The organism is Microcoleus sp. N9_A2 (genome assembly GCF_036701775.1).
Taxonomy (GTDB): domain Bacteria; phylum Cyanobacteriota; class Cyanobacteriia; order Cyanobacteriales; family Microcoleaceae; genus Microcoleus.
In genome coordinates this window covers 17,830-44,176 of sequence record NZ_JAUBRH010000058.1, presented here as the reverse complement: position 1 = coordinate 44,176, position 26,347 = coordinate 17,830, and the positions used below count along the sequence as shown (strand labels likewise).

The 26,347-nt window shown below is 43.0% G+C and carries 29 protein-coding genes and 1 pseudogene; 12 read left to right on the top strand and 18 right to left on the bottom strand.

Going from position 1 to position 26,347, the window contains the following annotated elements:
- Nucleotides 1-53: 53 nt before the first annotated feature.
- A complete protein-coding gene (locus QUA44_RS24745; RefSeq protein ID WP_333255207.1) occupies nt 54-761 on the bottom strand; it encodes a LuxR C-terminal-related transcriptional regulator in 708 nt (235 codons plus the stop codon).
- Between the two features lie 105 nt (nt 762-866).
- Between QUA44_RS24745 and QUA44_RS24740 the strand changes: the two genes are divergently transcribed.
- Together QUA44_RS24740 and QUA44_RS24735 are read left to right on the top strand one after the other, a co-directional pair.
- Nucleotides 867-1,700, top strand: a complete 834-nt coding sequence (locus QUA44_RS24740) for a sulfurtransferase (protein WP_333255208.1) — start codon at nt 867-869, stop codon at nt 1,698-1,700.
- Nucleotides 1,701-1,735: 35 nt separating this feature from the next.
- Nucleotides 1,736-2,170, top strand: coding sequence for an MAPEG family protein (locus QUA44_RS24735; RefSeq protein ID WP_333255210.1), 435 nt, complete (start codon nt 1,736-1,738; stop codon nt 2,168-2,170).
- Between the two features lie 180 nt (nt 2,171-2,350).
- Here the strand turns inward: QUA44_RS24735 and QUA44_RS24730 are convergent, their stop codons facing one another.
- Nucleotides 2,351-2,617 carry a hypothetical protein gene (locus QUA44_RS24730; RefSeq protein ID WP_333255212.1) on the bottom strand — a complete coding sequence of 89 codons (267 nt, stop codon included), beginning with the start codon at nt 2,615-2,617 and terminating at the stop codon, nt 2,351-2,353.
- Nucleotides 2,618-2,760: 143 nt separating this feature from the next.
- Here QUA44_RS24730 and QUA44_RS24725 point away from each other — a divergent pair, with 143 nt between their 5' ends.
- Together QUA44_RS24725 and QUA44_RS24720 are read left to right on the top strand one after the other, a co-directional pair.
- On the top strand, nt 2,761-3,609 hold the full coding sequence (locus QUA44_RS24725) for a hypothetical protein (protein ID WP_333255214.1): 849 nt from the start codon (nt 2,761-2,763) through the stop codon (nt 3,607-3,609).
- Between the two features lie 84 nt (nt 3,610-3,693).
- Nucleotides 3,694-4,521 carry an ATP-binding protein gene (locus QUA44_RS24720; RefSeq protein ID WP_333255216.1) on the top strand — a complete coding sequence of 276 codons (828 nt, stop codon included), beginning with the start codon at nt 3,694-3,696 and terminating at the stop codon, nt 4,519-4,521.
- A gap of 16 nt (nt 4,522-4,537) precedes the next feature.
- On the opposite strand, the gene QUA44_RS24715 is transcribed toward QUA44_RS24720, so the two are convergent.
- The 6 genes from QUA44_RS24715 to QUA44_RS24690 form a co-directional block, all read right to left on the bottom strand.
- Nucleotides 4,538-5,623 carry an MAE_28990/MAE_18760 family HEPN-like nuclease gene (locus QUA44_RS24715; RefSeq protein WP_333255218.1) on the bottom strand — a complete coding sequence of 362 codons (1,086 nt, stop codon included), beginning with the start codon at nt 5,621-5,623 and terminating at the stop codon, nt 4,538-4,540.
- A gap of 15 nt (nt 5,624-5,638) precedes the next feature.
- Nucleotides 5,639-6,889 (bottom strand): DUF262 domain-containing protein, encoded by a 1,251-nt coding sequence (locus tag QUA44_RS24710; RefSeq protein WP_333255220.1) that lies wholly within the window; start codon nt 6,887-6,889, stop codon nt 5,639-5,641.
- Between the two features lie 127 nt (nt 6,890-7,016).
- Entirely contained in the window at nt 7,017-7,493 is a 477-nt protein-coding gene (locus QUA44_RS24705) for a DUF2656 domain-containing protein (RefSeq protein WP_333255222.1), read from the bottom strand.
- An 8-nt stretch (nt 7,494-7,501) separates the two neighbouring features.
- Nucleotides 7,502-8,383 carry a HEAT repeat domain-containing protein gene (locus QUA44_RS24700; RefSeq protein WP_333255224.1) on the bottom strand — a complete coding sequence of 294 codons (882 nt, stop codon included), beginning with the start codon at nt 8,381-8,383 and terminating at the stop codon, nt 7,502-7,504.
- Between the two features lie 9 nt (nt 8,384-8,392).
- Nucleotides 8,393-8,656, bottom strand: a complete 264-nt coding sequence (locus tag QUA44_RS24695; protein WP_333255226.1) for a hypothetical protein — start codon at nt 8,654-8,656, stop codon at nt 8,393-8,395.
- A 127-nt stretch (nt 8,657-8,783) separates the two neighbouring features.
- Nucleotides 8,784-9,368: a phycobiliprotein lyase gene (locus QUA44_RS24690; RefSeq protein WP_333255227.1), complete on the bottom strand. Its 585-nt coding sequence runs from the start codon at nt 9,366-9,368 to the stop codon at nt 8,784-8,786.
- Between the two features lie 140 nt (nt 9,369-9,508).
- Between QUA44_RS24690 and QUA44_RS24685 the strand changes: the two genes are divergently transcribed.
- Nucleotides 9,509-10,339, top strand: a complete 831-nt coding sequence (locus tag QUA44_RS24685; protein ID WP_333255229.1) for a pentapeptide repeat-containing protein — start codon at nt 9,509-9,511, stop codon at nt 10,337-10,339.
- A gap of 2 nt (nt 10,340-10,341) precedes the next feature.
- Here the strand turns inward: QUA44_RS24685 and QUA44_RS24680 are convergent, their stop codons facing one another.
- Both QUA44_RS24680 and QUA44_RS24675 read right to left on the bottom strand, forming a co-directional pair.
- Nucleotides 10,342-11,094 (bottom strand): phycoerythrobilin:ferredoxin oxidoreductase, encoded by a 753-nt coding sequence (locus tag QUA44_RS24680; protein WP_333255231.1) that lies wholly within the window; start codon nt 11,092-11,094, stop codon nt 10,342-10,344.
- A 7-nt stretch (nt 11,095-11,101) separates the two neighbouring features.
- Nucleotides 11,102-11,836 (bottom strand): 15,16-dihydrobiliverdin:ferredoxin oxidoreductase, encoded by a 735-nt coding sequence (locus QUA44_RS24675; RefSeq protein WP_333255232.1) that lies wholly within the window; start codon nt 11,834-11,836, stop codon nt 11,102-11,104.
- Between the two features lie 245 nt (nt 11,837-12,081).
- On the opposite strand from QUA44_RS24675, the gene QUA44_RS24670 reads away from it, so the two are divergent.
- On the top strand, nt 12,082-12,660 hold the full coding sequence (locus QUA44_RS24670; protein ID WP_333255234.1) for a phycobilisome protein: 579 nt from the start codon (nt 12,082-12,084) through the stop codon (nt 12,658-12,660).
- Nucleotides 12,661-12,691: 31 nt separating this feature from the next.
- On the opposite strand, the gene QUA44_RS24665 is transcribed toward QUA44_RS24670, so the two are convergent.
- From QUA44_RS24665 to QUA44_RS24640, 6 genes are all read right to left on the bottom strand, one after another.
- Nucleotides 12,692-13,348, bottom strand: coding sequence for a HEAT repeat domain-containing protein (locus QUA44_RS24665; protein WP_333255236.1), 657 nt, complete (start codon nt 13,346-13,348; stop codon nt 12,692-12,694).
- 555 nt (nt 13,349-13,903) lie between these two features.
- Nucleotides 13,904-14,671, bottom strand: coding sequence for a phycobilisome rod-core linker polypeptide (locus tag QUA44_RS24660; protein ID WP_333159585.1), 768 nt, complete (start codon nt 14,669-14,671; stop codon nt 13,904-13,906).
- A 235-nt stretch (nt 14,672-14,906) separates the two neighbouring features.
- Nucleotides 14,907-15,674: a phycobilisome rod-core linker polypeptide gene (locus tag QUA44_RS24655; RefSeq protein ID WP_333255238.1), complete on the bottom strand. Its 768-nt coding sequence runs from the start codon at nt 15,672-15,674 to the stop codon at nt 14,907-14,909.
- 111 nt (nt 15,675-15,785) lie between these two features.
- Nucleotides 15,786-16,670 (bottom strand): phycobilisome linker polypeptide, encoded by an 885-nt coding sequence (locus tag QUA44_RS24650; protein WP_333255239.1) that lies wholly within the window; start codon nt 16,668-16,670, stop codon nt 15,786-15,788.
- Nucleotides 16,671-16,897: 227 nt separating this feature from the next.
- Entirely contained in the window at nt 16,898-17,500 is a 603-nt protein-coding gene (locus QUA44_RS24645; RefSeq protein ID WP_333255241.1) for a chromophore lyase CpcT/CpeT, read from the bottom strand.
- 50 nt (nt 17,501-17,550) lie between these two features.
- Nucleotides 17,551-18,087 (bottom strand): phycobiliprotein lyase, encoded by a 537-nt coding sequence (locus QUA44_RS24640; RefSeq protein WP_333255243.1) that lies wholly within the window; start codon nt 18,085-18,087, stop codon nt 17,551-17,553.
- 234 nt (nt 18,088-18,321) lie between these two features.
- Here QUA44_RS24640 and cpeB point away from each other — a divergent pair, with 234 nt between their 5' ends.
- From cpeB to QUA44_RS24620, 4 genes are all read left to right on the top strand, one after another.
- Nucleotides 18,322-18,876, top strand: a complete 555-nt coding sequence (gene cpeB, locus QUA44_RS24635; protein WP_333255245.1) for a C-phycoerythrin subunit beta — start codon at nt 18,322-18,324, stop codon at nt 18,874-18,876.
- A 76-nt stretch (nt 18,877-18,952) separates the two neighbouring features.
- Nucleotides 18,953-19,447 carry a bleomycin hydrolase gene (locus QUA44_RS24630; RefSeq protein WP_333173666.1) on the top strand — a complete coding sequence of 165 codons (495 nt, stop codon included), beginning with the start codon at nt 18,953-18,955 and terminating at the stop codon, nt 19,445-19,447.
- A gap of 171 nt (nt 19,448-19,618) precedes the next feature.
- Nucleotides 19,619-20,908: a HEAT repeat domain-containing protein gene (locus QUA44_RS24625; RefSeq protein WP_333255247.1), complete on the top strand. Its 1,290-nt coding sequence runs from the start codon at nt 19,619-19,621 to the stop codon at nt 20,906-20,908.
- 145 nt (nt 20,909-21,053) lie between these two features.
- The gene (locus QUA44_RS24620) at nt 21,054-21,668 is read left to right on the top strand and encodes a HEAT repeat domain-containing protein (protein ID WP_333255249.1); all 615 of its coding nucleotides are present in this window, start codon (nt 21,054-21,056) and stop codon (nt 21,666-21,668) included.
- Between the two features lie 292 nt (nt 21,669-21,960).
- On the opposite strand, the pseudogene QUA44_RS24615 reads toward QUA44_RS24620, so the two are convergent.
- Nucleotides 21,961-22,110: pseudogene (locus QUA44_RS24615) on the bottom strand (ArsR family transcriptional regulator); the annotation flags it as partial.
- Nucleotides 22,111-22,828: 718 nt separating this feature from the next.
- Here QUA44_RS24615 and QUA44_RS24610 point away from each other — a divergent pair.
- Both QUA44_RS24610 and QUA44_RS24605 read left to right on the top strand, forming a co-directional pair.
- Entirely contained in the window at nt 22,829-23,152 is a 324-nt protein-coding gene (locus tag QUA44_RS24610) for a hypothetical protein (RefSeq protein ID WP_333119678.1), read from the top strand.
- A gap of 22 nt (nt 23,153-23,174) precedes the next feature.
- Nucleotides 23,175-23,381 (top strand): hypothetical protein, encoded by a 207-nt coding sequence (locus QUA44_RS24605; RefSeq protein ID WP_333255251.1) that lies wholly within the window; start codon nt 23,175-23,177, stop codon nt 23,379-23,381.
- Between the two features lie 400 nt (nt 23,382-23,781).
- Here the strand turns inward: QUA44_RS24605 and QUA44_RS24600 are convergent, their stop codons facing one another.
- Nucleotides 23,782-26,289, bottom strand: a complete 2,508-nt coding sequence (locus QUA44_RS24600) for an ATP-binding protein (RefSeq protein ID WP_333255253.1) — start codon at nt 26,287-26,289, stop codon at nt 23,782-23,784.
- Nucleotides 26,290-26,347: the final 58 nt, after the last annotated feature.

Here is a 26,347-nt window from a genome sequence, read left to right as displayed (position 1 = left end):
CTTCGCTTACGCTGTGCTTATCTTAACGGGGAATTTTCCTTAAGTATTTCTGCTTAGTTCTCAACTGGGATGCTCCCCATTTTTACACTTGGCAAATGGTGTTTTGTCGCGGAAAGCTGTGCAACCATTTCTGCACGAGACGAAACTTCAAGCTTGCGGAACATTCGCTTCAAAGCTTGCTTCACCGAATTCTCAGTAATCCAAAGTTCCCTGCCGATTTCTGCGTTGGTTCGCCCCAAAGCAACCAATTCGGCAATTTGCAATTCACGAGGCGTTATGCGTGAGGTCTTGAAAGGTTGGTGTTGAAATCGCACGGTTGCAGCCCAAACAGACAAATGCAAACAGATCGCACTCAAATCGGCTAGATTTTCTGTATCAAAGGCGGGCATTGACCGATCGCGGGTGCAACCTACTGCACCCACTAATTGACCGCGACTGACAATCGGCCCCGCCATCACGTGCCAATGATCGGGTCGGGGACAAATTATTGTCCAAACCTTGGGAGACGCCACCAATGCTTCATGGACAGGAGCATGGCGCTCCGCTAAATAACGCACAACAGGATTATGTTCGATCGATAGCCCAATTTGCAGTGTTTTCTGAAGCTTACTATCTAACAACGGCAGTCGATCGAAGAAAAAGATTCCCGATCGTTTAGCTGCAAAATACTCACCGATTTTGGGCACGACTTGCGATCGCAAATCTTGTTCGTCCTTTACCCGGTCGATCGCTTCAAATAAAAGCTGTAAGGGACTTTTCATGGTCATGATTGCTTGATTGTCAAAAAGAGTACCCGATCGAGGACTGGGCAAGCCAATCTACCTATCCTAATCTTAGCTAAGCGTGCCAAAGATCGGAGAAAACCAATGTCCCAATATGCTCATCCTGAAGTTTTGGTCGATACGCAATGGCTCATGGATCATCTTAACGATCCAACCGTGCGGGTGATTGAAGTGGATATGAGTCCAGAACCGTACAAAAACGCTCATATTCCCGGTGCTGTGTTCTGGAATATCTTTACAGATTTGCTAATACCCGATTTCAGCATGAATCTCGATACAAATGCGATCGAAAAATTGCTTTCGCGATCGGGAATTTCCTCTGAAACAACTGCGATCGCCTATGGCAGCTATCCTAACACAGGAGCCTGGATTTTCTGGCTTTTGAAAACCTTTGGACATGACAAAGTGTATGTTCTCAACGGTGGATATCAGAAATGGGTTGCAGAAAGTCGCCCACTGGTATCGGAGTTATCCAACTTCGCACCCGCACAGTATCATGCGAAATCCCCCAATGCTAATTTGCGGGTGTTACAACCAGAGGTTCACGCATCTTTGAATCGGACGGATTGCGTGTTGCTAGATGTTCGCACCCCTGAAGAATATCGTGGCGAATTATTCATGATGAAGCCACCAGAAGGAACGGAACGCGCGGGTCATATTCCAGGGGCAGTAAATCTCGAACACATCCTAGCTCTGAATGAAGATGGAACTTTTAAGTCACCAGAATTGTTACACACCCTTTATGGCAGCCAGGGCATTACGGCTGATAAAGAAGTGTTTCCTTACTGTGCCATTGGAGGAAGATCGGCGTGTACCTGGTTTGTTTTAAAGTATTTACTAGGTTATCCCAATGTGCGAAATTACGACGGCTCGTGGAACGAGTGGAGCCGTCTACCAAATGTGCCTATCGAGCATTAACTACAATGTTCTACTAAGTTAATATCGAGGTAAAAATGACGCAAGATACAATTTTCAGTCCCTTCTTTGCAACAGTGTTTCTCACATTCCTCGTCTGGGTGTATATGTACATCCGCCGTATCAGTTTTATCACGAGTAGAAAGCTCACCCCGAAAGAACTTGCTGTACCGGGCGCACTGGCACAAATTTCGCCACCAAGCGTATCCAATCCATCGGATAACCTAAAAAACCTGTTCGAGATTCCGGTACTTTTCTATGCGCTTGTCCTATACCTGTTCATCACAAAGCAGGTGGATACAGTGTATGTGAACGCCGCGTGGGTCTTCGTTGTATTTCGCACCTTGCATAGCGCTGTCCATTGCACATTCAATCTCATCATACTTCGGTTCTACCTCTACCTATTTGCCACCCTCGCCGTGTGGTTCATCGCGATCCGCGCAGCACTTATCCACTTTGGCACAATTGATTAACCTCGCTCAAATGAGCTAGAAGTTATTAACAGTCAGCGAACAATGAGCGTGCAGCCGAAAGCCCGCCTTGTTTCTGCCTGTGTGTTCGGGGTTTTGCGGGGCCGTCTGCCACTGAACCGAGTCCTTAGCTCGCGATCGCAATACCCAATACTTTAAAAATACCCGTAGATCGATCGCCCTTCAATTCGGTGCGATCGCTCTTTTAGTTTCTAGCCTGATTATTCTGCCAAGAGTCCGATCTTTGTCAAGGGCGATCGCACGATCGCAAGTTTTGATTCGATCGGGTTCTTGTAGGCAAAAAACATAGCAAGAAAACCCCCCAATTAGGTTTAAAAATGCGGTTTGGGGAAATTCGTTAAGGCCCAGAAGCATTCTCATCCGGCTGATATCGTTACCGATCGCGATTTTGGACGGAATTTTCCCATGTGATATCAAATCCGTTAGCATCGTCCTGTATTCATCTCTATGTTCTGGTAGGTTGCCAGAGGCGATCGCTCAAATGGCTGAACTATTAAAATCTGACCCCCGTCCCGGAGGGATGCCGCGTCAGGATGTGGAGATTAACACTGAGCTCGTAACTACAGCAATCAATGAATAAAAATTATGACGAAATTCCTGCATCCCATAGCTTGTCGCAGCGCTTGCTGGTTAGCGTTGGGTTGTCGATTACCACAGTTGGACTGGCAACCCTGGGACTTAACTATCGGCTGATGCAGTCTGACTTAGAAACGCAAGTTCATAACCGGGCTCAATCAATTACACAATCTCTGGAGTTTTCTACAGAAGGCTTACTAGAGTTGGAGAATAAAAGCATTCTGCGACGGGTTGTGCAAAATTTTGCCACGATGCCCGGTGTGCTGGAAATTGCGATTGTCGATCCATCTGGAATAGCGATCGCCCGCAGTCCTCAGAATACGACTAATGAGGCATACACTGCGATCTATCCACAACTCGCGATCGCGATCGATCGGGCGGCAACCGCAGGCATTGAAGTCAGGCAAGATATCGTCGTGGACAACCAGCCTGCGATCGCCCAAATTCTGCCTTTTAGCAGTACCTTGTTTGGCGCCTCTCAACGGCGAGGAGTGGCGATCGCCCTACTCGATCTCAACCAAATGAAGCAAGCAGCCGACAGAACCTTCATTACCTCAACATTGTCATTGCTAGTTGGCATCATCACAATTTTGTTAATTATGGGGATACTCCTTCAGAAGAATGTATTGCAACCCTTGCGCGACTTAAACGAAGCAGTTTCTCAAAGTAAAAAAACTGGCATCTTCCCTATGCCAAAGACGATTCCAGCTCACGAAATTCAATTTTTAGCAACCACATTTGAGGAAGTATTCCGACAATTGGAAATCCACGAGCAACTCACCGCTGAAATAGCTCAACGGAAACAAATAGAAGTCACATTACGCGATAACGAAGCCAGAGAATGAGAAAAATCTCAGCAACTTGAGCAGGAAATTGAGAATTTAAAACGAACGCAACACAAACTGATTCAGACACAAAAAAACTCATCCTTGGGGCGATTATTTGCAGGAGTAGCCCATGAAATAAACAATCCGAGCGGCTTCCTTCCTAGCTATCTAATTCATGTACAAGATTATGCTGAAAAGCTATTAAATTTGGTAAACCTATATCAAAAGCATTATCCAAACGCGCTTAGCGAAATAGAGAAAGAAGCCGAAAATATTGAGCTGGATTTTTTGCAAGATGATTTACCTAAAATTCTGAGTTCAATGAGAACTTGTAGCGATCGCATTCGCCAAATTGTGGTGTCACTCGGCAATTTTTCCAGGATAGATGAGTCAGAATTTAAAGAAGTTAATATCCATAAAGCAATTGATAGCACGCTGTTAATTTTGCAACATCGTCTCCAAGCCCGGCTAGAACATCCAGAAATTAAAGTCATTCGAGACTATGGTGATTTACCGCTAGTTGAGTGTTATGCCGGACAACTTAACCAAGTATTTATCAATATTTTGGCAAACGCTATTGATGCACTGGAAGAAAGAAATACTCAACAAGTAGCTTGCGCGATCGAGAAGCACCCATGTTGTATTACAATTTCTACCTCGGTGGTAGATTCGGAATGGGTGAAAATTGCGATCGCCGATAATGGCAATGGAATTCCCGAATCAATTCAAACACAGATATTCAATCCATTTTTTACAACAAAGCCTGTAGGGAAGGGAACCGGAATGGGAATGGCGATTAGTTATCAGATTATTACTGAAAAACATGGTGGGACGCTTAGGTGTTTTTCCACGCCAGAAAAAGGGACGGAGTTTGAGATTTGTATTCCGGTTCAGCAGCAGGAGTTGACGATGGGGAAAGTTTCGGTATAATTAATATTTAGACTACTTAGTATGTAATGTTGGTGGCTGGCCTTATTTTTTTTATGTAAAATGTTTGAGTTTCTTTGATTTTATGGTCAACACGTACAGCAATATTTTTTTTTTCGGAAATTGTAAGTTTTTGATATTTTATCTTATCTAATTCAATGTCCAAAATAGGCTTTTTGTAGAATCTGCCATCTGTGGTTTTAATGATCAACATATCCCCAACTTCGATCGTGTAATTTTCTATTTCAAACGCCAATATTTGACTGCAAAATATTTTAACCACTTTTTCGATATTTTTAAAACTATGTATTGATTCTTGTTTAATAAATTTTTCAAATAATGTTTCAAAAATAGCTTGACAATACAGTTCTAAAAATTGAATATAAGGTTCTAATTCAGAGATATTTAAAATGTCCAATATTTCCGAACCGTGAGCAATTTGATTTCTCCTTTCAACTAAGTCATTAATTTTATAGTACAAAATATCTTTTTCTTTATTGGAAATATCATTAGGTGCTAAACCAATTTCCCTATTGAGGCTTTCATTTTTAATTAATTCAGTGTTCAAATCTACATTTAAAGGTTTAAATAATTCTACAATTTTATTATGCTTTAAGTTGCCAGATGAAAGAACAAATGCTTCTGTATTTATTTGATAGTTTGTAAGATTGACAATACAATGATTTAATTTTCTTAAAACCTCCTCTTTTGTAAGATTTTTATATTTTGCAAGTTCTCTATTTATAATAATATCTATTAGTTTTAAAGAAAGTTCAAAATGATTATCCCTAATCTTTTCATCTATTTGGTTATATTCAGGTACTAAACTGGAAAGTGAATCAAGATATTCCTTAACCCAAGTTTCAACATATTGTTCCAACAGCCCGTAAAGTGAAATAATCGCTGCCTTGTATTCAAATACCCGTTTTTCTATTCTAAAGCTTTTCTCATGTTTTTTTAGGGTATTCAACAAAGATTTTATTTCTTGATTATCCTCTTCTAAAACAGCATAGCCAACCACATCATTTACATACTGAATGTGTTTCAAATATTCTCGTATTTGATTTACATCTGTTTGGAAGCTATTCAATGATGTTCTATTCATAATTTATACCCAAGTTTATGAAATATATTCTTTTAGAAAGTTTTGAAAATAGTCTATGCGAGATTGCACTTCCTTTCGACTGTTATATTTTCCATCAAAAAGAACTCTATTTCTCCGTCCCTCATCTAACCCCTTCTTATTTGAATATTTGTTTTTCTTGATTGTTTCCGCGTTTTGTATGATGCGATATTTATTTTCCAAATTTCGTGAGAAAACCTGCATCAAAGGATCGTAAATAGTCTTTCTAGGTGTCTTAGATTGAGATTCTTTCTTATTTCCAGGAGCCAAAAACGCATTCTCACCAAAAACTGTATAAACTAGCTCAATAGTTTCGATAAATATAGATTCAAGTTGATTCAAGACTTCATCCGGCCAGCTATTTGCTTCTTTCAAATAATTATCTAAAAATTCATCAATAGGGGTTCTTAGTGCATCTAAATGTCTGTAAGCAAAAAATCGTAAAACTAATTCAACATCTTCCATTTTACGATATAGTGTTAATCTAGTTGAAGCAGTTGATTCTCTTAGCTGTTCTTCGCTTTGAAGTAGTAAATCTTCTACCTCGCTTTCCAAAGGTAGTTTCCACATTTCACGAAAGTGATCGTTCTGAGCAAGTTTCATGCACAATTGATTAAATCTGCCATTATGTAAAGCATTTCTTGTTTCTTGTGGGGTTAGTTTCTCCCCACCACTATTCAATCTTTCAAAAACTATTCGCTTGAGATATTCTGCTTCTTGTTGGCTTTTTGCTGTTTCTTCTAACAACACCATAGACGATAAATAACGCCTGTCTATACCTCGTTTAACTTGTTCAGGTAAATCATGATATTTTCGACCATTAAGAGCCTGCCAATATTCTAATCCTTCTAACTCAAATGTTCCTTTATAAAAATCATAAATAGCTGTGAGCCTTTGTTGTCCATCCATTACTTCATAAATAGAATACTCTACTTCATAAAGAAAGATAGGCGGAATAGGTACATTCATGATAAATGATTCTATTAAACGAGATTTACGAGTGTTATCCCACCTTTTTCTACGTTGGTACTCAGGATTTAGGAGATATTTTTTACGGTCTCCCTGCTTGCTATCAAGCATATTTTCTATCGTGTCAAGTGGATAACGAGCTTGCTCAGTAACAATTCTGATCTCACCTTTCTTGTATTTTTCGTTAATTTCTTCGTCTGAAAGAGAGGTTTGAGAGTTATCAAGTTTATTCTCTGTGCTAAATGTTTCGCCTGGAATTAAGTAGCTATTTAGGCTCATATTTACCCTTCCTGTTTTTTCTGGTTTTTATCAATACTTATCTTGCGATAATATTGTTTTTGTCTGATGCTTTGTGTTTATTTTAGCCGGATAAATCGAGAAGCGATAGTCCCCACTAAAAACACCTTTACCCTTTTCTCCTTTCAACCTTAAAAACATCCTCAATACTTTTCCCCGCCGTTTTATCCTCCCAGCCCATAGCCATCAAAAAACTTTCAGCAGACTGAGTTTCCACCACATCAACCCCCCATTCTCCCGTTTGCAGCGCATCAGCATCGCTAGTCAATGGTGGAGTCTTCTTCAATCCCGCTAAAATCAAAATATCAGGAAAAAAATCATCAATTTTCCCCTGACTCATCCGCTTATCCACCAAACTTTGAGCGCAAAATTCTCCCACTTGAGGCGGAGAAAAAGCATCAGTAGAAAACAAAACTTCTACCATCCAATGACCGTGATTTAATTGACGACACTTAATCTCAGGATATTGACTTAAACCCTCAGCAAATACCCGAGTAAATTCTTCCCTACTTAAGGTGGGAAAAACACCCTCGGGCCTATCAAAATTATGAGAAAGCAACATCCGCCCCGTTCGCGATTCAGTCATACTTTTAGTTACTTAATTTGAGAAATCGCCAACTTAATCACACCTTGAATCGCCGCTTCTGACTCCTTTTCCAATGCAGCTTGTAGCGGTTCAATTGCAGCCCGATCGCCCACTTTCATCAAAGACAAAGCCGCCGCCCTGCGAGTTTCCCCATCACCACGATCCAGCAACTCAATCAGATTAGGAATTGCCGGTTTATAAGCCAGATTTCCTAAAGCCGCCGCCGCCTCGCAACGCACATCAACATCAACATCCGTCAGAGACTTAACCAAAATCTCGAATAATTCATCCTTCGGTTCTTCCTGTGCAACTTTGGCGATCGCACCCACCACCGCACCGCGCACCACAGGCGAATCAGAGGCGATCGCCCGATACAAATACTCCTTCGCCCCCGCCCCAATAAAAGCCAACGCCCAAGCCGCATGACCGATCGTACTCTCAGGCAAATCAGTTGACCCTAAAATATCCAACAAAGCCTGCACAGACGGCTCCCCAATCCTCGCCAACGCCCCAATTGATGAACCCTTAACCACCGTATCCTCATCATTTAAAAGAGAGTGAATTAAATTAGGAACCGCAGTTGGATCGGCAATCAAAGTTATAGTTTTAGCCGCAGCCCGCCTAACTACTACATTAGCATGATTAGCCAAAGCATCTAATAAAAAAGGAGTCGCCGCTTCCCCAATTTCAGCCAAAGTTTCAGCGAAACGCAGTCGAGTCATCCCCCGCGTATCTCCCAAACATTCAACCAACCGCTTCAACAGATTGGAATCATTAGCATCGAAAGTATCTAAATCTATTTTTTCAGTAACTTCCCGAAGAAAAGCATCTGTTTCAGCGTGAGCCAATAAAATTGGATCTGCCTCAGCTTGAGCATTAGAATTGACCATAATCATCACCTAATTATTAGTAGTTAGAGCCGCCAATTGAGCGCGAAGAGTCTCCAATCCAGCATCAATCTTAGCAAGTTCCGGCTCAATTTTAGCCATCGCCGGCTTCTGAGGTAATTTTGCCTTTTGTGCCGCAGTCATCGTTTCATTAACCAAACGTTCGCGATATTTCTCAAATTCAGCAATTACTTCTGCCAATTCTTCAACATTAGTCGTTGAATTTTCTACAGTTTCATCATTACCAGATGGCATCAATTCTTCATTCTCAGACATAGTTTTAATAGTTTAATAATTAGTCCGCGTAGGCGGACTTTGCGTGTGTAGCCGCGATTTCAATCGCCGGGATATTGGGGACTTTGTGTGTGTAGCCGCGATTGCAAGAGACTGGATATTTGGGACTTTAAGGTGACAGCACACCCACCCCAGAAAACCTCAAGCGATTGTGTTCCAACATCTCTTCTAAAGCAGAATGAGAAACACAACGACGCTCAGAACAGTATGCCATTTGTTTAACCCCATTAATCATCTGCACAGTCATCACCCGTACCCGAAAATGATCGTTAATAAACCAACAGCGTTCCTGTCCTTGATTAGTCTCATATTCCGTCTCAATAGTCAACACCCCATCATCCGCAAAATGGTAAACACCGATGACCGGAATACCTTCAACATAGCCTCGATTTCGCAGAAAATTGCCCGTTCTCGGATTACTAGGATTAGGCACATCTACAAGAATAGCAGCATAGTTTTCGTTCGGGACAGTATCATCTAAATTATCCTGCCACATAAAACTGCATCCCCCACTAACTAAAGCGGGATCGACATTCTGCTGTTGACAAACGTCTAAAATTCTGGGATCGTCTATTGACAAAACGTCAACGATCACATTAGATTCTCCCGATTCATCAGCCGCAGCAGTATCAAAATTATGGACTGTTCGCTGAGTAAACCAAACGCCCTCACTCTTGCGAAAAAAATCCATCATAGTCCTTGGCGGTGTTAATAGCATTTCTGATTTTGGTTAAGAAAAATAAACAAACGTCTGTCTGGAATCCATCAAATTCTAGGATAAATGACACAGGACAATTTTAACCAACTCGCTCAATAAATTTTCAGAAAAACATAATGTCACCTCGTCAACACTCGTCTTTCCTCTCCGAACCCCTTTCTGCAATAGAAATCTTACCAGCCATTCAGCAAGGCAAAAGTCTAGCTCAAACCAACCTCGCGGGAATCAACCTCAGCCAGATGGATTTATCTGGTATTGATTTCAGTGGAGCAAACTTGATTGGGGCAAACCTTAGTCAAACCAATTTGCAAGGGGCCAATCTCAAAGGAGTTGATTTACGAAGGGCCAATCTCAGAGATGCCAATTTGAGTGGAGCGAATTTACAAGAAAGCTATCTTTTTCGTGCAGATTTACAGGGCTGTAATTTAGTCGATGCCAAGCTACAAGAGGCAAAATTAAAATTAGCTCAATATGATGCTCACACCCTGTGGCCAGAAGGATTCAATTACAAAAATGCGGGAGCTATTGGTCCCCAAGCCAATCTCAGTGGATCTTTTCTAAATACAGCTTACCTCAGAGGCGCAGATTTACACGGCTGTAATCTGCGAGGTGCCTATCTCAGTGGAGCCGATTTAACTGGGGCAAATTTAGAGGGAGCCGCCTTAAGTGGGGCGAGTCTTCAGAATGCCTTTCTGACTGGTGCTTATTTACGGAATGCTATCTTAATTGGAGTCGAATTACAAGGAGCAGATTTACGAGGGGCTGACTTAACCGGGGCCAATTTAGAGCAATTAAAGAGTATTGCTGGCGCAGATTTTACCCTAGCACAAGGACTCACCCAAGAGATGAAAGCCATGCTTTGTAGTCGCGACCCCAAAGAATTAGGAACGTGGAATGCTTTTACTCGTAACAATACGGCTCAGAGTCTTCGCTCTCATGTAGGATAAATTTACACTGATTGTTGAACTTCTGGAATGTGGCGTTCTAAATCGAACAGAAAACCGTGAATATATTCCTCAGTCCACTCCTCACCATAGAAGCGCGTAAACATTCCTCTAGCCGGATCTTTTGCAGCACGATAATTAATATAACGTCGCTGTGCCTCAAGAATCTCTCCAAGTCGCTGACTATCTGTGACAGGTTGCGATCGCTCAACCAAATCGAGATAAGCTTGAAGATAATCCTTAAAAGCTTCAAAGACCGTAGTTTGCACAGCCTCTGTTTCCTTGGGACGAGTCCAAAGAAAAGCAGGAGAAAAGAAAGGTTTTGCCTCGTCAGGAAAATCTCCTCCCCAAGGCAAGTCCTTTTGATAAGTGTTGAAAATCGGTAAAATCGGCTCTGAGTATTGCTTCTGGTAAGCCGCATCGTGAAAAAGAGGCTGCATATCTAAAGCAATTAAATGTCCCCCCGGCAAGGTTACTAAGTCCGCACCAAAAAAGGGCAAGTCATAATTTAACTGGGGAAAAATGACAAAATTAAGTACCTGGAGAGCATCACCACCCTCAACATGAGCCGCCCGAATTTGCCGTAATTTTGAGGACTTAAAAGCATGACTTGTCGTCACAACCAACTGCTCTTTTTTCCCTTTTCCAGTTATAGCTTCCTTCCGTTCAAAACCTTCGGGAATGGGATAGGGAGCCAAGTCAAGTCGTGCTTTTAGAAGTGGGATAGCGTAATCTAAGAAAGGCTGATAAAGAGTCATTTTTAACTTATCTTACCCCCGCTGGAACTGCTAAGGGCACAGCATCTTCAAACAAAAACTCGTACAGAAATCGCTCTGACCATTCATGCCCAAAATAGCTGCCGAATAGCCCTGATGCTGGATCGCGTTCCGCACTATACTGATCGTAATCTTTCTGTGCCTTGACAATCCGCTGCATCTCTTCTGGAGTGTTAAGCGGGGAGGCTTGCTCTAGCATTTGCCAATACAACTGGACATATTCTTGATAGGCTGGAAACAAACGAGTTACAACTGTTTCTGCATCAGTTTTAGCAAAGAGCAAGTTCTTAGAAAAATACTGGTTCGCATCGTAAAACTTCATTTCTAAGTCTTGCGTTAAATCTTTGTATTTCTCCTTAAGTGCGCTCATTGGCCCGATATACTTGTCTATGTAGGCGCGATCGCGGAATAAAGGTTGAAAATCCAAGACCACCAAGATTTTCTTCTGCCCAAAGGCTAAAAAATCAATTCCTAGCAAAGGCAGATCGTAATTATAATTCGGATAAATGACACTATTGAAAATTTGTGCCGTTTCTCCAGCATCAATGTAGGTGTAACGAATTTTTCGCAATTCGGGACATTGATAGCACCAACTTTGAATCGTGGCGGGATTTTTGCCTCTTTCACTCACCACCGATTCCAACCCAGAGGGAATGGGACGACTCTCTAGAGCAAAACGTCCAAACAGTTCTTTTTCTAAGAATTCCTGAAACGGCTTAAACATAGATTAAAATCTAGCTCCTTCAATCTTTCCCTCAAAACAAGATCATACGGGATTACCTTAAATCTTGTCTCTGTATTTGACAAACAAAGTAATATTTCGTTACACAAATCTGTTGTGTGCTCAGGATTACCCAGAAAAATCGCGTACCAGCCATCATTAAACGGCTGCATTTGTAATAAATCTTAATCAACCCGCTCATAATTTTAGTCTATCCTAGTAAATTAAGTGAGTGTAATTTAATAAATATGCAATTAAGTGAAAGAGCCAAGCAATTAATTCCCCAAGCGAGAATTGTCAGTTTTGCCACTTGGAAAAACTTATATTCAGATGAAGTAATTGCCATTTTTCAAGATGCTGACAATCAAAGTCGATATCTCACAGATGAGGATTTAGAACGCATTAAAAATCTTCATCCTCATCTCTCTTTAATGCTAGAAAAAGCCAGATTATTGCGAGAGCAAGCTCCTAATATTGTTGCTGATGCGAGGAAAAAGGTATTAGCGGACTTTCCCGATATCACTGAGCCTGGTAATGACCTTTATCCTCCCGAACGTGCTGAAGCCTGTTGGCGAGATTTTTGGCAGTTCCTACGCTGTATCACCTATGGAATTGCAGGTAACAATCCTCAATTTACTAGCCAAGAAGGACTAAAAAACATGGAGCTACTGTATCAAGAATTGCGGGTTCCTGTTTCGGCGATGCTCTGTGGACTAGAACAGTTGAAAAAAGTTAGTTTGCAGCATTTTAATTCTGAAGACCAGGATTTATTGAGTCTCTCTTTTGACCATTTAATCAGTGGGTTAAAAACTTTTAGTCAAGCTTAATCTACTAAACAGTATCAGAACTATTTATTGTCTATAGCAGATTTTCTAAAGCAGCAGCAACGACTCGATGATTGAAGTCTTGCCGAAGTTGACTCAAGATTTCCTTAGCCTGCGGATCATCAAAACGTTGCAAAGCAGAGGCGACGTGCTGACGCATACCTTCATACTCCGAATTAGCCAGCATTAATAACTGAGAAAGTGCAGCCGGTTCCTGAGTAGTTCCGGCTAATGTACCAAGTGCATCCACAGCCGCTTCCTGGGTGGTCATATCTTCGCCAGCTAAGGCTTCCATACAGACCTCAAAGAGCTCGCTTTCGCACTCCATATCAACCAAAACCGCCAGAATACTACGACGAACCAACCAGTGGTCATCCTGAAAAAAAGTCGAGACTAAATGAGATGCAGCACATCGACCAAACAGCGAAAGAGAATTAGCAGCTTCAGCTCGCACATTCGGCGTATTATCAAATTTCATGATTTGGAGCAATGCGGCGAAGGATTCAGCGGTTTGTTGTGTCCCAAATGCTCTGCTGACAAAGGAACGTACTAAGAATTCCGGGTCATCGAGTTTGGCCTTGAGCAAGGGAACGGCAACCTCTGGTTGATAATCCTTGAGAGCCGCGACGGCCTTGAGTCGATACTGAAAATCAGGATTGTTCAGAGACGTTTCAATTTCGTGAATATCCATAGTCACAACAAAGTATAATTTTTCTTTATTTTAACCAAAAAGTTCCTAATTATGCAAATAATCAAAGATATTTTAATAATTAATAACCTGGGCGGTTGTTATAGCTAAGCTCTTTGATCAAATCGAGTCTGAAAACAGCCGTACTTGAACCAATATTGTCGCAGTTCATGATGAGGTGTATGCAAACTGGCTTTAGCCTGATAGAGAATCACTTGTCGATGATTTCCCATCCAAAGTCGTTTGGCTGGTTCAACAGAAATTAAGCACCCTCCTAGACTGTTAACACATTCCTCAAATCGCTCAACTGCTGGATAGTCTAAAGTTTCAAAAACTAGCAATTGACCGCAAAAAATTAGGTGACGACTTCTGATCCAAGCCTGAATTTTTTTACAAGCTATTGGGGGTAGCATCTTTCAGATTCTCAGCTTGAAAACTGAGTCATTTATTTTTATTCTCAACTGTTGCATAGAAGAAAAAGAGCGAATAATAAACTCGCTCTATAGAAAGCAGGAGATACCAAACTTTAATGAAGACAAAGGTGAAGTCTAGGTAAATTTAGCCAACTTCAGTAATACTGAGAATCTTGCCTCCCATTTTCTGAATATTTTTAATTTGCTTAGACATTTGAGCATAGCTGACTTCATAGCTGATATTGCTCACTCTGACCTTAGCACCACCAGACTTAGCAGCAGTAATCCGAAAACGTTTACCAGTTGTGCTAGAGGCTCCACTGTTACCAACGCTAGAAAGTTTAATTTTCTGAGGCAGATTGCTAGCAACTGTAGCAATTAATTGAGCTTGATTACTACTATCGCTAGTAGCTGCTCCTCCCAGCAAAGAAAGCATCCGATTAAACCCGACATTCTTGATACCAGTTTGGCTGCGAATGTTCCGAGGATAAGGCACAATATTCTCGCCAAAGTTCTGGCTGTAATCGTCACTATCGATATAAGAATCGATTTCGGCTTCATAGCCTTGACCGTTACAAATTTGGACGTGCTCAGAAATCTCCGTCTGTTCTAAAGGAGCGCGACCCAGTAAATGCTTGCAGTTTAACTCGATGAACCGATAGGCAGAATTGGTGTTAAAAAATAGAGACTGATAGAGGTCTGATTTTGCCACTTGTCTGACAAATTCACGCACCGTAATATCACCATTGCGAAGCAAGGATTCAGCACTGGTGAGACGCTGACTTTCCATCAGGTGAGCATTTCCTAACACCTGTCGGTAAGCAGCACGAATAACGACTTGTAAATCGTCTTCCGTTGCATTGGAGCGCAGTTCTACTGGGTCACTGACGAAAGCTGCTGTTAAACTGGACATTGTTTTTTCCTAACGTTAATTAAAGAAAGTTTGATTGAGAGTGTAAAAAAAAGTTACTGTTGGTTGAAATAGCTTGACAGAGGCGAACACATCTGTTAAGGATTACAGAAAAACTATCGGTTTCTATCGTTATCGCTTTCATAATTGCGAGGGTGATAAGATAAAAATCGCGATTGTTTCAGAGAGGGATAGAGAAGTAAATTTTTACTTCCCTACCCGCTAGTCACTCTATGCCTTAAGCAACTTCTGTGATGCTGACAATTTTGCCACCTGCACGATGAATTCGCTGAATTTGCGGAGTCATATTCGCACCGGATACCAGATATTCAGTGTTACTTAGTCGGCGAGGACTATCAAATTTAGACCCCTTGACTAAAATCTTGAATGTCTTTTCGGTGGCATCTTTGTAAGCGCTGATCCGACCGCCTGTTGTTGGTAAAGTAATCTTGTTACCGCTATTGCCAGCCACAAAATCTACTAAGCGAGAAGCGGTAAAAGCACTATCAACTCCTGCATAACCTTGATACAGGGAAAGGGTACGATTGTAGCCGACTTGCTTTTGTCCGACTTGACTTTTTGCCCCTTGATAATAAGGGACTGTATTCTCGCCAAATTTTTCCTGATATTCTGGACTATCGAGATAAGAATCAATTTCTGCCTCGTAGCCTTCTTGGGTACACCGACAAATATGCTCAGAAAGTTCCTCTTGAGCTAAAGGAGCGCGACCCAACAAATGTTTGAAGTTTAGCTCGACAAAGCGGTAAGGAGCGCAGGATTCAAAATACCGACGGCGATAAAAGTCAGATTTAGCCACAGCGCGGACAAATTCTCGTACTGTTATCGTGCCATCGCACAACTTGGATTCTGCAATCGTCAGGCGTTCACTTTCCATGACATGGGGATTGCCCAATACTTGCTTGTAAACAGCGCGAATTACCGCCTGTTTATCATCGGAGCTGCTCGTAGCCCAAAGTTCTACTGGCGCATCTAAAACGACACTCATTGAGTTTCTCCTAAGAATAAATAACGCTTCAAAACAGAGAATTAGGGATTGTGAAAAACACGCTCAGGGAGATAATTCCCCAAGCCGTTAAGGCAGAAGTTTGAGCGGTTGTTAGTTGACAGCAGTGATGCTGGAAATTACGCCGCCTTGTTTGTGGATGCGTTGATATTCTTGCGAGAGCCTATCAAATGGTACGAGATAGGCTTGATTGCTAGAGCGAAATTTAGAGACTCGGTTCATCACAGTGGTTGCTGAAGAACGATATCCAGTCACAGTAATGCGATAAACTTTGCCTTCTGCTGAGGCGCCTAATCCAGCACGAGTACGTGAATTGATACCAGACTCTTGGAATGCCCAACCATCTCCAACTGCACCACCTGAAGGGGGAACTATGGGTAGAGGGGTTTGCTGAATCACGAATTTATTCAGAACAGGGGTTTTTCCAGAAAGACTGCCCTTGAGGTCGCTACTGGAAGCTCCCCGCAACAGAGCAAACATATGAGTAAACCCAACCATATTTTGTCCTGGCTGGGTTTTGTAGCCTCGGAAATAGGGAACGATATTTTCCCCGTAGGCATTTTGGTATTCATCACTGTCGAGGTAAGAATCAATTTCTGCCTCGAAGCCTTCAGTATCTAGAATGGTGCTATGTCCTCTCATTTCTTCTAAGCCATCAGGAGCCCGACCTAAAAGATGTTTGAAATTGAGTTCAATAAACCGATAGCGAGGACAAGTATCGAAAAAGCGAGAGCGGTAAGCGTCTGATTTTGCCAGAGCGCGGACAAATTCGCGCACACTGAGTTCACCACTTTTGAATTGGGATTCAGGAATCGTCGCTCGTTCACTTTCCATGACGTAAGCATTTCCCAAAACTTGCCGATAAACGGCACGAATAATGGTTTCTACTTCTTCTTCTGAACGTCCTGGCATCAGTTCTAAACGGGGTGTTTCTTCAAATAAACTGACTCCAAGTCGAGATGCAGGTCCAAAAACCATTGAAAAAATCTCCACAATTGTATTACATGAAAAACTACCATACTTAGACGTTCTATTAGAAAACTTAACATAAGTTAACATCAGGTCTAATCTGGGAGCTTATTTGTACTACAGAAAGAGGTTGAGATATTGGCTCGGAGTCTCTGAATTGCAAAAATTTTGCTGTAGTACGAAATCAAGGATTGTAATATATGGCGAATGTGAGTTGAAATTATTAAGCCGATAAGTTATAATATGTGAGGTAACTCATTGGCAAAACTTTGACGCTTTTCAAAATGTAGAGAGCCAAAAGCCGACCCCCAAACCTGTTGATGGGTATTCACATCCAGACCTTGATCGAGGCTACTCCAAGTTGTTTCTGTAATCTCGACATCACTAACTAGGTAGGTTGAACAACCTCTTTTTTCAATGAGACAAAGGTTTCCAGGTTCCACACTGCCTCGAAACATTTTGCCGTCTCTTTTAAAAATCATGGAACAGTGATAGCGTCGTTGCAGACTATCTGGTTTAATAGTTTTGAGAATGCTTAATTCTCGTGCGGCTCCGGCGTACTGTATTGGGTCTTCGAGGCTATAATTTTCAATATAAATCTGATCTCCCTGGTCAATTAAGCGATGAACTCCCTGACGATAGGGAGTCCACAGATCGTGATCGTAAACCTGTTCAGAGTAAAAGCCAATGGCATTGAAAAATTCAAAGGGTAAGGGACGAAAAAATATCCGAATATGGGCAAATTGTTGTGGGTGTTCAAAGGATTGTTGATAGTTACTAAAATCCCCAGCCATCCACTGAGCTAAAGTGATTAAATCATTGCTTTTAACTGAATTCATATGCTAAAAAGAAGGTAGAAGAAAGTTTATGAATAGCAATTTGTAATTCACTAATTTCCTGACAGCGAACGAATCTCTGAGGAAAATGATGCCGTTACTACCCCACTTCCGGCACTGGTTTTAATTAGTGAAACACGAAACCGTAAATTAGGATTAGCAAACCAGATTTTTTCTTCTGCTGCGGCGTGTTCGTAGCTAGTCAACAGGACAAATGTTCCATCCTCTGTGATGTGATAGTCACTTGCTGCGGCGATAGTTTCAGCATAACCTTGATCTCGTAATAACTTACCCCGATTAGGTACATTTGGATCGGGGATTGGTACTAGAATACAACTCCCCTTAACCTCAGAATTCTCATCCCAATCTGACTCACCCTCCCAACTCATTTGAAAAGGGATTACGGCTTGGGATGGGTCAACCTTATACAATTGGCAGAGCTCAATTACGGCCCGATCGCCCGGCGAGATAGCAACGATATCAATGACTGACTGCACAGCTTCAAAGTGTCTGAAAGTCAAATGATGGGCGCTGCGCTGCGATCGCCACCGTCCTAGAGAATTTTCAACAAACTGCTTAATATTGTTCATGGAAAACATTGTACAGGGGCAAGAGCCAAAATATTCTTGTCTTCAGAACTCCACTTTTTGCGCGCCTGTCCACGAAAAAAAGTGCTTTTAGCCACAAAAGTAACAAATTGTTACTTTGTTTCTCAGGAATGAGACAGAGGAAACACCCCAGAGATATATTCAAAACCATTAAGTTAGTCACCAAGTTGACCAACTCAAGTTCAGAAATAATTTTTCTAAGTTAAGGAGAACTCAATGCTTGACGCTTTTTCAAGAGCTGTAGTTTCAGCCGATGCCAGCACCTCCACCGTCGGTGATATTAGTGCTCTGAGAGCTTTCGTTGCCAGCGGCAACCGACGCTTGGACGCTGTAAACGCGATCGCCAGCAATGCTAGCTGCATGGTTTCTGATGCTGTTGCCGGTATGATCTGCGAAAACCAAGGCTTGATTCAAGCTGGTGGTAACTGCTATCCTAACCGCCGCATGGCTGCTTGCTTGCGCGATGCAGAAATCATTCTGCGCTATGTCACCTATGCTTTGTTGGCTGGTGATGCTTCTGTTCTTGATGACCGTTGCTTGAATGGTTTGAAAGAAACCTACGCAGCTTTGGGCGTGCCCACCACCTCCACCGTGCGTGCCGTTCAAATCATGAAGGCTCAAGCCGCTGCTCACATCCAAGACAACCCCAGCGAAAAATTTGCTGGTGCTAAGCTCCGCAAAATGGGTAGTCCTGTAGTAGAAGATCGTTGCGCTAGCCTAGTTGCCGAATCTTCCAGCTACTTCGATCGCATCATTTCGGCACTGAGCTAGTCCGTTGCTAATCGCAATTCGCTCAGCAAAATAGAAACTACGCTCGCTGTCAAAATCACTTTAGGAGATTTAAGAAATGAAATCAGTTCTCACCACCGCTATTGCCTCTGCTGATGCAGCAGGCCGCTTCCCTAGCACCTCAGATTTAGAATCAGTTCAAGGTTCTATCCAACGCTCTGCTGCTCGTTTAGAAGCTGCAGAAAAACTAGGCAACAACCTCGACGCAGTTGCAAAAGAAGCTTATGATGCTTGCATCAAAAAGTATCCTTACTTGAACGAATCCGGTCAAGCTAACTCCACCGATACTTTCAAAGCAAAATGCCATCGTGACATCAAGCACTACCTGCGCTTGGTCCAATACTGCTTGGTTGTTGGCGGCACAGGCCCTCTGGACGAATGGGGTATTGCTGGTCAACGCGAAGTTTATCGCGCTTTGGGCTTGCCTACTGCTCCTTACGTTGAAGCATTGAGCTTTGCTCGTAACCGCGGTTGTGCTCCTCGCGATTTGTCTGCTCAAGCTTTGACTGAGTACAATGCTCTTCTTGACTACGCGATCAACTCCCTGTCCTAATTAACTGACAGGTTTGTAATGTCGTGACTGGGTAGTTTGTACCCGACAAGTCTAGGAACTCTTGGCTCGTTGCTTTACCGATTTTGGTGGGGTAAGGGTAAAGAATTCCTAGGCTTGTTATTGTGTTTTAATAGGCATATCATATTATAGTTATTGCAGAGTGCTAATTTTATGGATAAACGCTTTTTTAGTTTTTTTAATTTAACGGAAGACCAGGCGATCGCCCTTTTAGATACGCCCCAAGCTGAAATCGGGGAAGAGGATTCCCGCTACATAGCTGCTTCCCACTTGATCAACTTCTCAACAGATCGATCGATCGCAGCACTGATGCGAGCTGTACAACAAACCGATCCGGTGCTGGAAAACCGGATTGTGCGCCGCAAATCGGTGGAAACCTTGGGAAGACTGCAAGCTATGCAAGCATTGCCGGTGATTCGCACTTGTCTGGCGGATGATGACTGCTACACGGTGGAAAATGCAGTTTGGGCGATCGGCGAAATTGGCACTCAAGATGCCTATATATTAGCAGAAGTTGCTCAATTGCTGGATAAACCGGGACAAACCTACCGGGTAATTATCCACACCCTGACTAAATTAGATTATCAGCCAGCCGTAGCCAGAATTCGCAGATTTGTCGATGATATTGACCCGCCGACTGCTAGTGCTGCGATCGCCGCAATTTGTCGCTTAACCAGAGACTTTTCTCAAATGGGAAAAGTTGTCGCGATGTTGCAACACAAAAATGTCCTTGGGCGCAGATTATCTATTCAGGATTTGATAGATGCGCGTTACTACGCTGCAATTGGCAATATTGCCAGATGTCCGGTATCTTTAGTCTTTCGGCTCAGAGGAATTAGGATGTTAGCAGAAGCAGGAATTGCTGACAAAACCCTTACCTTTGCCACTATTAAACCACATTTGGAACAAACCTTAAGAGACTATCCAGCCGATTTGGATTTAGTACATAGTTATGAAAAATTACCAGACTTACCGTTTTTGATTCGCCAATTATACGAAACAGATTTTGGACGTTGCTATTTAGCCGCTAAAACGATACTTGAAAATTACTCAGAGGATGCACCAGCAGCCCTGTTTGCGACCTTTGCTGAAGAAGCAAATAATGACTATGGAGCGCATTTTCATGTGGTAAAATTGTTTGGTTGGTTAAAACATTCTCCAGCCTACGATTTGTTATTGGAAGCATTGCATCACCCCCAACCCCAGTTTCAGAAATCCCGTGCAGCGGCGGCGATCGCCCTGGGGGAACTGGGAGAACAACGTGCTATTCCAGAATTGAAAGCCTGTCTGGAAACTAAAATCTGGGATTTGAAGTATGCTGCATTAATGGCACTAGAAAAACTTGGTGATGTCAGCGGTTATGAAATTGCGGAGGCAGACCAAGATTGGTTGGTTAGAGCTAAAGTAGATGCTCATACTTCTGTAACATCCGAAATATCTTAATAGGGCATAGGGCATAGGGCCTAAAAGCATCGGGCATACCTCACCACGCTTGAGAACCGCCATACAACAGTCAACAGTTAACAGTCAACAGTTAACAGTTAACAGTCAACAGTCAACAGTCAACTGCTATAAAACCCCAAAAACCATGACAACAGATGCTTTGTTTGAACAACTAAAACACCCGAATCCTCATCTGCGCGATCGGGCAATGTTTGAAATTGCCGATTCCCGCGATGAAAATACAATTTCTCGACTGGTGGGCATTTTAGATCAAGAAGATGTCACCTATCGTCGGGCGGCGGTAAAAGCCTTGGGCGTGATTGGTGAAGATGCCGTGCCATCGGTGGTTGATGCATTGTTAAACAGTGATAATGTGACTGTGCGAGGGAGTGCGGCGAAGGTATTGGCACAAATTGCGATTAATTATCCAGATTTGCCGTTTCCTGAAGCGGGCTTGCAGGGATTAAAAAAGGCGATCGACGATCCGAATCCTGTGGTTAATATTGCTTCAGTGATGGCTTTGGGGCAGATGGGTTCCTCTGCTTTTGAGATTTTGGTGGAGTCGCTGAATACAACGGATAATGTGGCGGTACAAGTGGCGATCGTGAATGCTCTTGCTTCTGTGGGCGATCGACGTTGTGTAGAAGTTCTCACCACATTTGCAAATGATGAAGCCGTGGATTCCTATGTGCGGGAATCGGCGACAAGTTCTTTATCGCGGTTGGATTTGGTGATGAATTATAAGCGTGCAGATAGTTAGATTTAGTGACATTTTTAGCACCACTCTTGAGCGCACACAGCACTTGCAGCCAATGCGATCGCGGTTAGAGTTGACGCAATCTGTCGAGCTTTTTTAAATGTTGTGACTGTTCTTGCGATCGAGTTTCGAGCTTCTGACACACAAGTTCGCATAAATCAAAAATCATCGGGTGAGTGATTTGAGAGTAATACCATTTTTTTAAAGGTGTGATAGAGATAAAATACCGCCAGACCTTGATAATTCTGTCTTTGAGTTTTACATAAGTCTTGCATAACTTTAAAAAAATGGTATAAACACTGACTCCCTGCGGTGGCCGTTGAACGATGCCTGCCGGGGTCAAAATCTTGAGGTGCTTGGAAAGATTGGCTTGCCCCAGCCCTGTTTCCTCAATGATTTCAGTGACTTTTTTGACCCCACTCTTGAGCGCACACAGCACTTGCAGCCGACTGAGCTCTGATCAAATTTTGGGCGTTGCTGATTCACGGTATGAATCAACTTTTCGCTTGATGTTACAAAACTCATCATACTTGGCTGATAGCAATTGGGAAATTTTGAATTCATGTATTCAGCAACACCCGAAATCTATGTGAGTAAGTAGTGGAACACAATTAATTACACAAAATTTTGGCTACAAGCCTTCCTCCGTAAAGAAGCTGTATGTAATTAATTCTGTGCGATTACTTAACACGGCTTTGCTGGTTTCAGAGGTGAGGGGTGAAACCCTATAGAACTCATTTGACATCTTTGAGTTTTTGGGTTGGGTGACGAGAAATATAAAGATAAACTGGTTTCTGAGATTTACGCAAGGGCCAAAAAACCGGGTTTCTACGAGTTTTTGGTTGGGTGACGAGAAATATAGAGAGAAACCCGGTTTCTGAGATTTACGCGAATAGATCTCAAATGGGTTCTAGATGAATTCGCTAACAGTCTCGAATAACAGCGAATACTAACCGGACTGCAACTCATGCTAAAAACCATCGAAGGCATTTGCCTCACTTGCCAAATAATCCTATGATGGTGCATCATGATCTTGGTGATTGTTTCATTCTTCTAACTCAGTTAATATGCGATCGCTTGTCTTGACTCTAGCTCTCATATGTTTAGCTACCCCCGCTGTTGCCACAACCTGCGAGGAAAGCTTTCAAAAAAAGGGGGACTTTTTGAATGGTGCCGCCTTTTCTGCACGTGTTCAGGTGGAGGGGTTATCGATAGAGAGAGCATTTTCCCAATTACGACCAATTTTGGCCCGCGAGGGCATCAAGACTCTCAGCACGGATCTGAACTTAGGTGTAATGAAAGCCGAAAATCCCGCCACAGCATTTCAGCGTGCTTTGCCAATTGACGTATTTGCCTCAATGGACGGCAATCTATTAAATGTTGAGATGATCTTTACCCTTCCGAGTGGGGTGGGTGCAAGTAAAGACACTGTGAAAGGATACTTGTGTGGTGCACTAAATCAATTGCTGCCTCAAACTACAAAGTAATATTTAATCATTCATTGGATGAATGGTAGTTTCCCACGCTCGATCGCAATACCCCATACTTCAAAATTACCTGCGGGCGATCGCTCTTCAATTCAATGCGATCGCACTTGCGGGTTTCTATCCTTATTGTTATGCCAAGAGTGCGATCTTTGTCAAGGGCGATCGAGCTTCTAAGATGCTTACCAGAAAAAATTGGTTTAAAGCCTCTCCCTTAAAGGCGAGAAATTAAAAGAAAACTATTCATTACTCCAATCCTCTTCCTTCTAGGTAGGGTTTGCTGAAAAAGCCCACAAATCGAATCTAGGTGCCAAACAGCTTGAAAAATGGGAGATTCGGAGATGGGTTCCCAAATTTACTCCACAATTTTCCACCGAAATCCAAGGATTTTGAGCCAAAAAACGTCATAACCTTGCACTTTTTTGTGTTTAAAAATCTTGAAACCCTTGGCAGTCATAGCTTGTAGTTCTATTCAGCAAGCCCTAGGTAGAGGTCGCACTCATCTGTCAACTGTCAACTGTCAACTGAATGAAGGCTTCAGATCGAGCAGTTGGGGGTAATTGACACCCCGATCGATTATTGTACTGCCTCAGATTGTTCAAGGGCTGCACTGAACGCGAAGTGGTTAAGATTCAACAGCGATCGATCGGGAATCCTGAAATTGTCTGTTGCTGAATGGGGATCTGAATCACAAACTCAGTACCTGAGCCAGGTGTAGAAAAACACTTGATTTTACCGCGATGCTTTTCAGTAATGATTTGATAACTAATCGACATTCCCAAACCCGTACCTTTACCGATCGCTTTGGTGGTAAAAAAGGGGTCAAAAATGCGCTGCTTCACTGGTTCTGGCATACCGATTCCGTTGTCAGCGATCGCCACCTCCACCCATTGATTGTCGATCGCAGAAGTCCGAATCCTAATCTGGTTCGGGGTATCTTTAAGCTCCTGATAGGAGCGTTTGGTATTCATCTCATCTAGGGCATCCAGGGCATTGACCAAAATATTCATGAATACCTGATTTAGTTGTCCGGGGAAACATTCCACCTTCGGCAAAGTGCCATAGTCTTTGATTACTACCACACCTGGACACTCTGGTTTATCTTTGAGCCGGTGTTGCAAAATCAGCAATGTACTTTCAATTCCCTCATGAATATCAACATCTTTGAAGTCTGCTTCATCCATACGAGAAAAGTTTCGCAACGAGACGACAATACCGCGAATTCGCTCGGTTCCTACCCTGATAGATGAAATTATCTTTTGGATATCTTCAGTGAGGAATTCCAAATCGATTTCCTCTGCCATTGCTTGCACGTCTGGATCGTTGCTGGGATGGCGCTGTTGATAGAGTTCGATCATCTGCAGCAGATTTTGGGTATATTCGTCCAGGTGAGTAAGATTACCGTGGATGAAGTTGACCGGATTATTGATTTCATGGGCAATTCCCGCAACCAACTGTCCCAAGCTAGACATTTTTTCGCTTTGGATAACTTGCATCTGAGCTTTTTTCAGTTCGTTTAGGGTCGTCTCCAGTTCTTTAGCTTGTGCAGTCGAGGAGATTGCTAGTTCTTCGATCGCAGCAACCTGGGGCAGACTTGTCCAGCAAGCAATTGCCACTCCCACAAATGCCAGCGTCATCAACACAATAATCAGCAGATAGGGATTGTTAGTTCCGGCTTCTACCCGCAGCCAGGATCTGATCAGCCAACTGATCGTCGCTGTACCACAAATCAGCGCAATCAAAATTGCAACCTGAAACACTATAAAATCTTCGTTTTTAGGAGGAGTTACTGGCTTGGTATGGAGTCGATCCCACCACGGTAAGTGCAAAGGTGCCCAAGGAATCCACCCAATTGCAGCGTCGATCGCTATCACTACTAACGGCAACAGCAATCCGAGACCAAAATCCATCCATCCCCAGGCAACACCACCCACCGCCAGGGAAATGAACTCCACCACCAGCAATGCTAAGGATAGTCGCCCCCAACGCACGACTGGATCGTGGCGCTGCATCCACAGCCCCAAGTGGAACCCCATGATAGAAATGAAAAAACTCACCCCTGACACCACGACAATTCGAGTGGTGTTGCCCCAGACTAAAAATCCTAAACTGCAGATAAAGGTTAGCAGCAGCGCGGGTTCTAGGGAACCCCGACGGGACGCTGCGCCAAACACTGGAGACAACAGCCCATCCTGCGCGAGTTGGAAAAGGATGCGGGGCGTATTGCAAACGCTAGTCGCAGATCCCAACAAACAGCTAGCCGCAACCAGCAATGTGACTATGACAGGCGCAGCGTCTCCCCAGAAAGGCTTGGCAGCCAACAAGAATTTGCCGTACAAATTGCCTTCTAAATCGGGAGTGGCTGCCAACTGCACCAACACTAAAGTGCCACCGACAAACACCAGAGGCATGAACCAGGCAACCCAAGACAGGGCCTTGAGGGTGTCTTTTGGGTGGAGACTGTCTGCTACAAAGGATGAAGCTGTGTCACAGCCATAGAAGCTATAAGCGGCAAACAAGTACCATTTCAGCCAGTCCTTGACACTGATGGCATCAATCCTGCTGGGCAAGAGTCCGGGGCTTTGGGGCTCCAAGGCAAGCCAGCCTAAACCCTGAACGCAGAAGAGGAGTAAAAAGCCGATCGAAGGAAAGATAAAAAAGAGGTGCAGAATCGCCACGGCGCGGGTGCCACTGAATGCTAAAAAGTAAGCGATCGCAGTAAAACCGATCTCAAACACTTTTTCTGGAATATTCAGCCCCATCGGCTCTAAATGGAATTCGATCAAATTTGTAATGACGATCGCATTAATGGGCGGAAAGGAAACCCACCCCAAGAAGTAGGCAATCCCCAAGTAGCGGGAAAGGGCAGGGTAACGATGAAGCAATCGCGTGATGTAATTTGGCGTTCCCCCAGATACATCTGGATATTTCTCACCCAAACTCTGAACTTGAAGGTTAAACAGAATTCCGACGATCACACCAGGAATCCAGACCAACAGCGATGCAGAGCCAATTTCTGCTTGCATCAACGGCGCTAAGTTAAACCACATCAGATATCCAACCACACTAAACCCCCAAGCTTCCGCAGAGGACATGGTGCGCCGGAGGCGATTCAGAAATGGCACACGATCTATTTCCATAACAAACAGATAGGGGTAATCCTATTGTGATACAAGTGTAATTTCCACAATCAAGAAA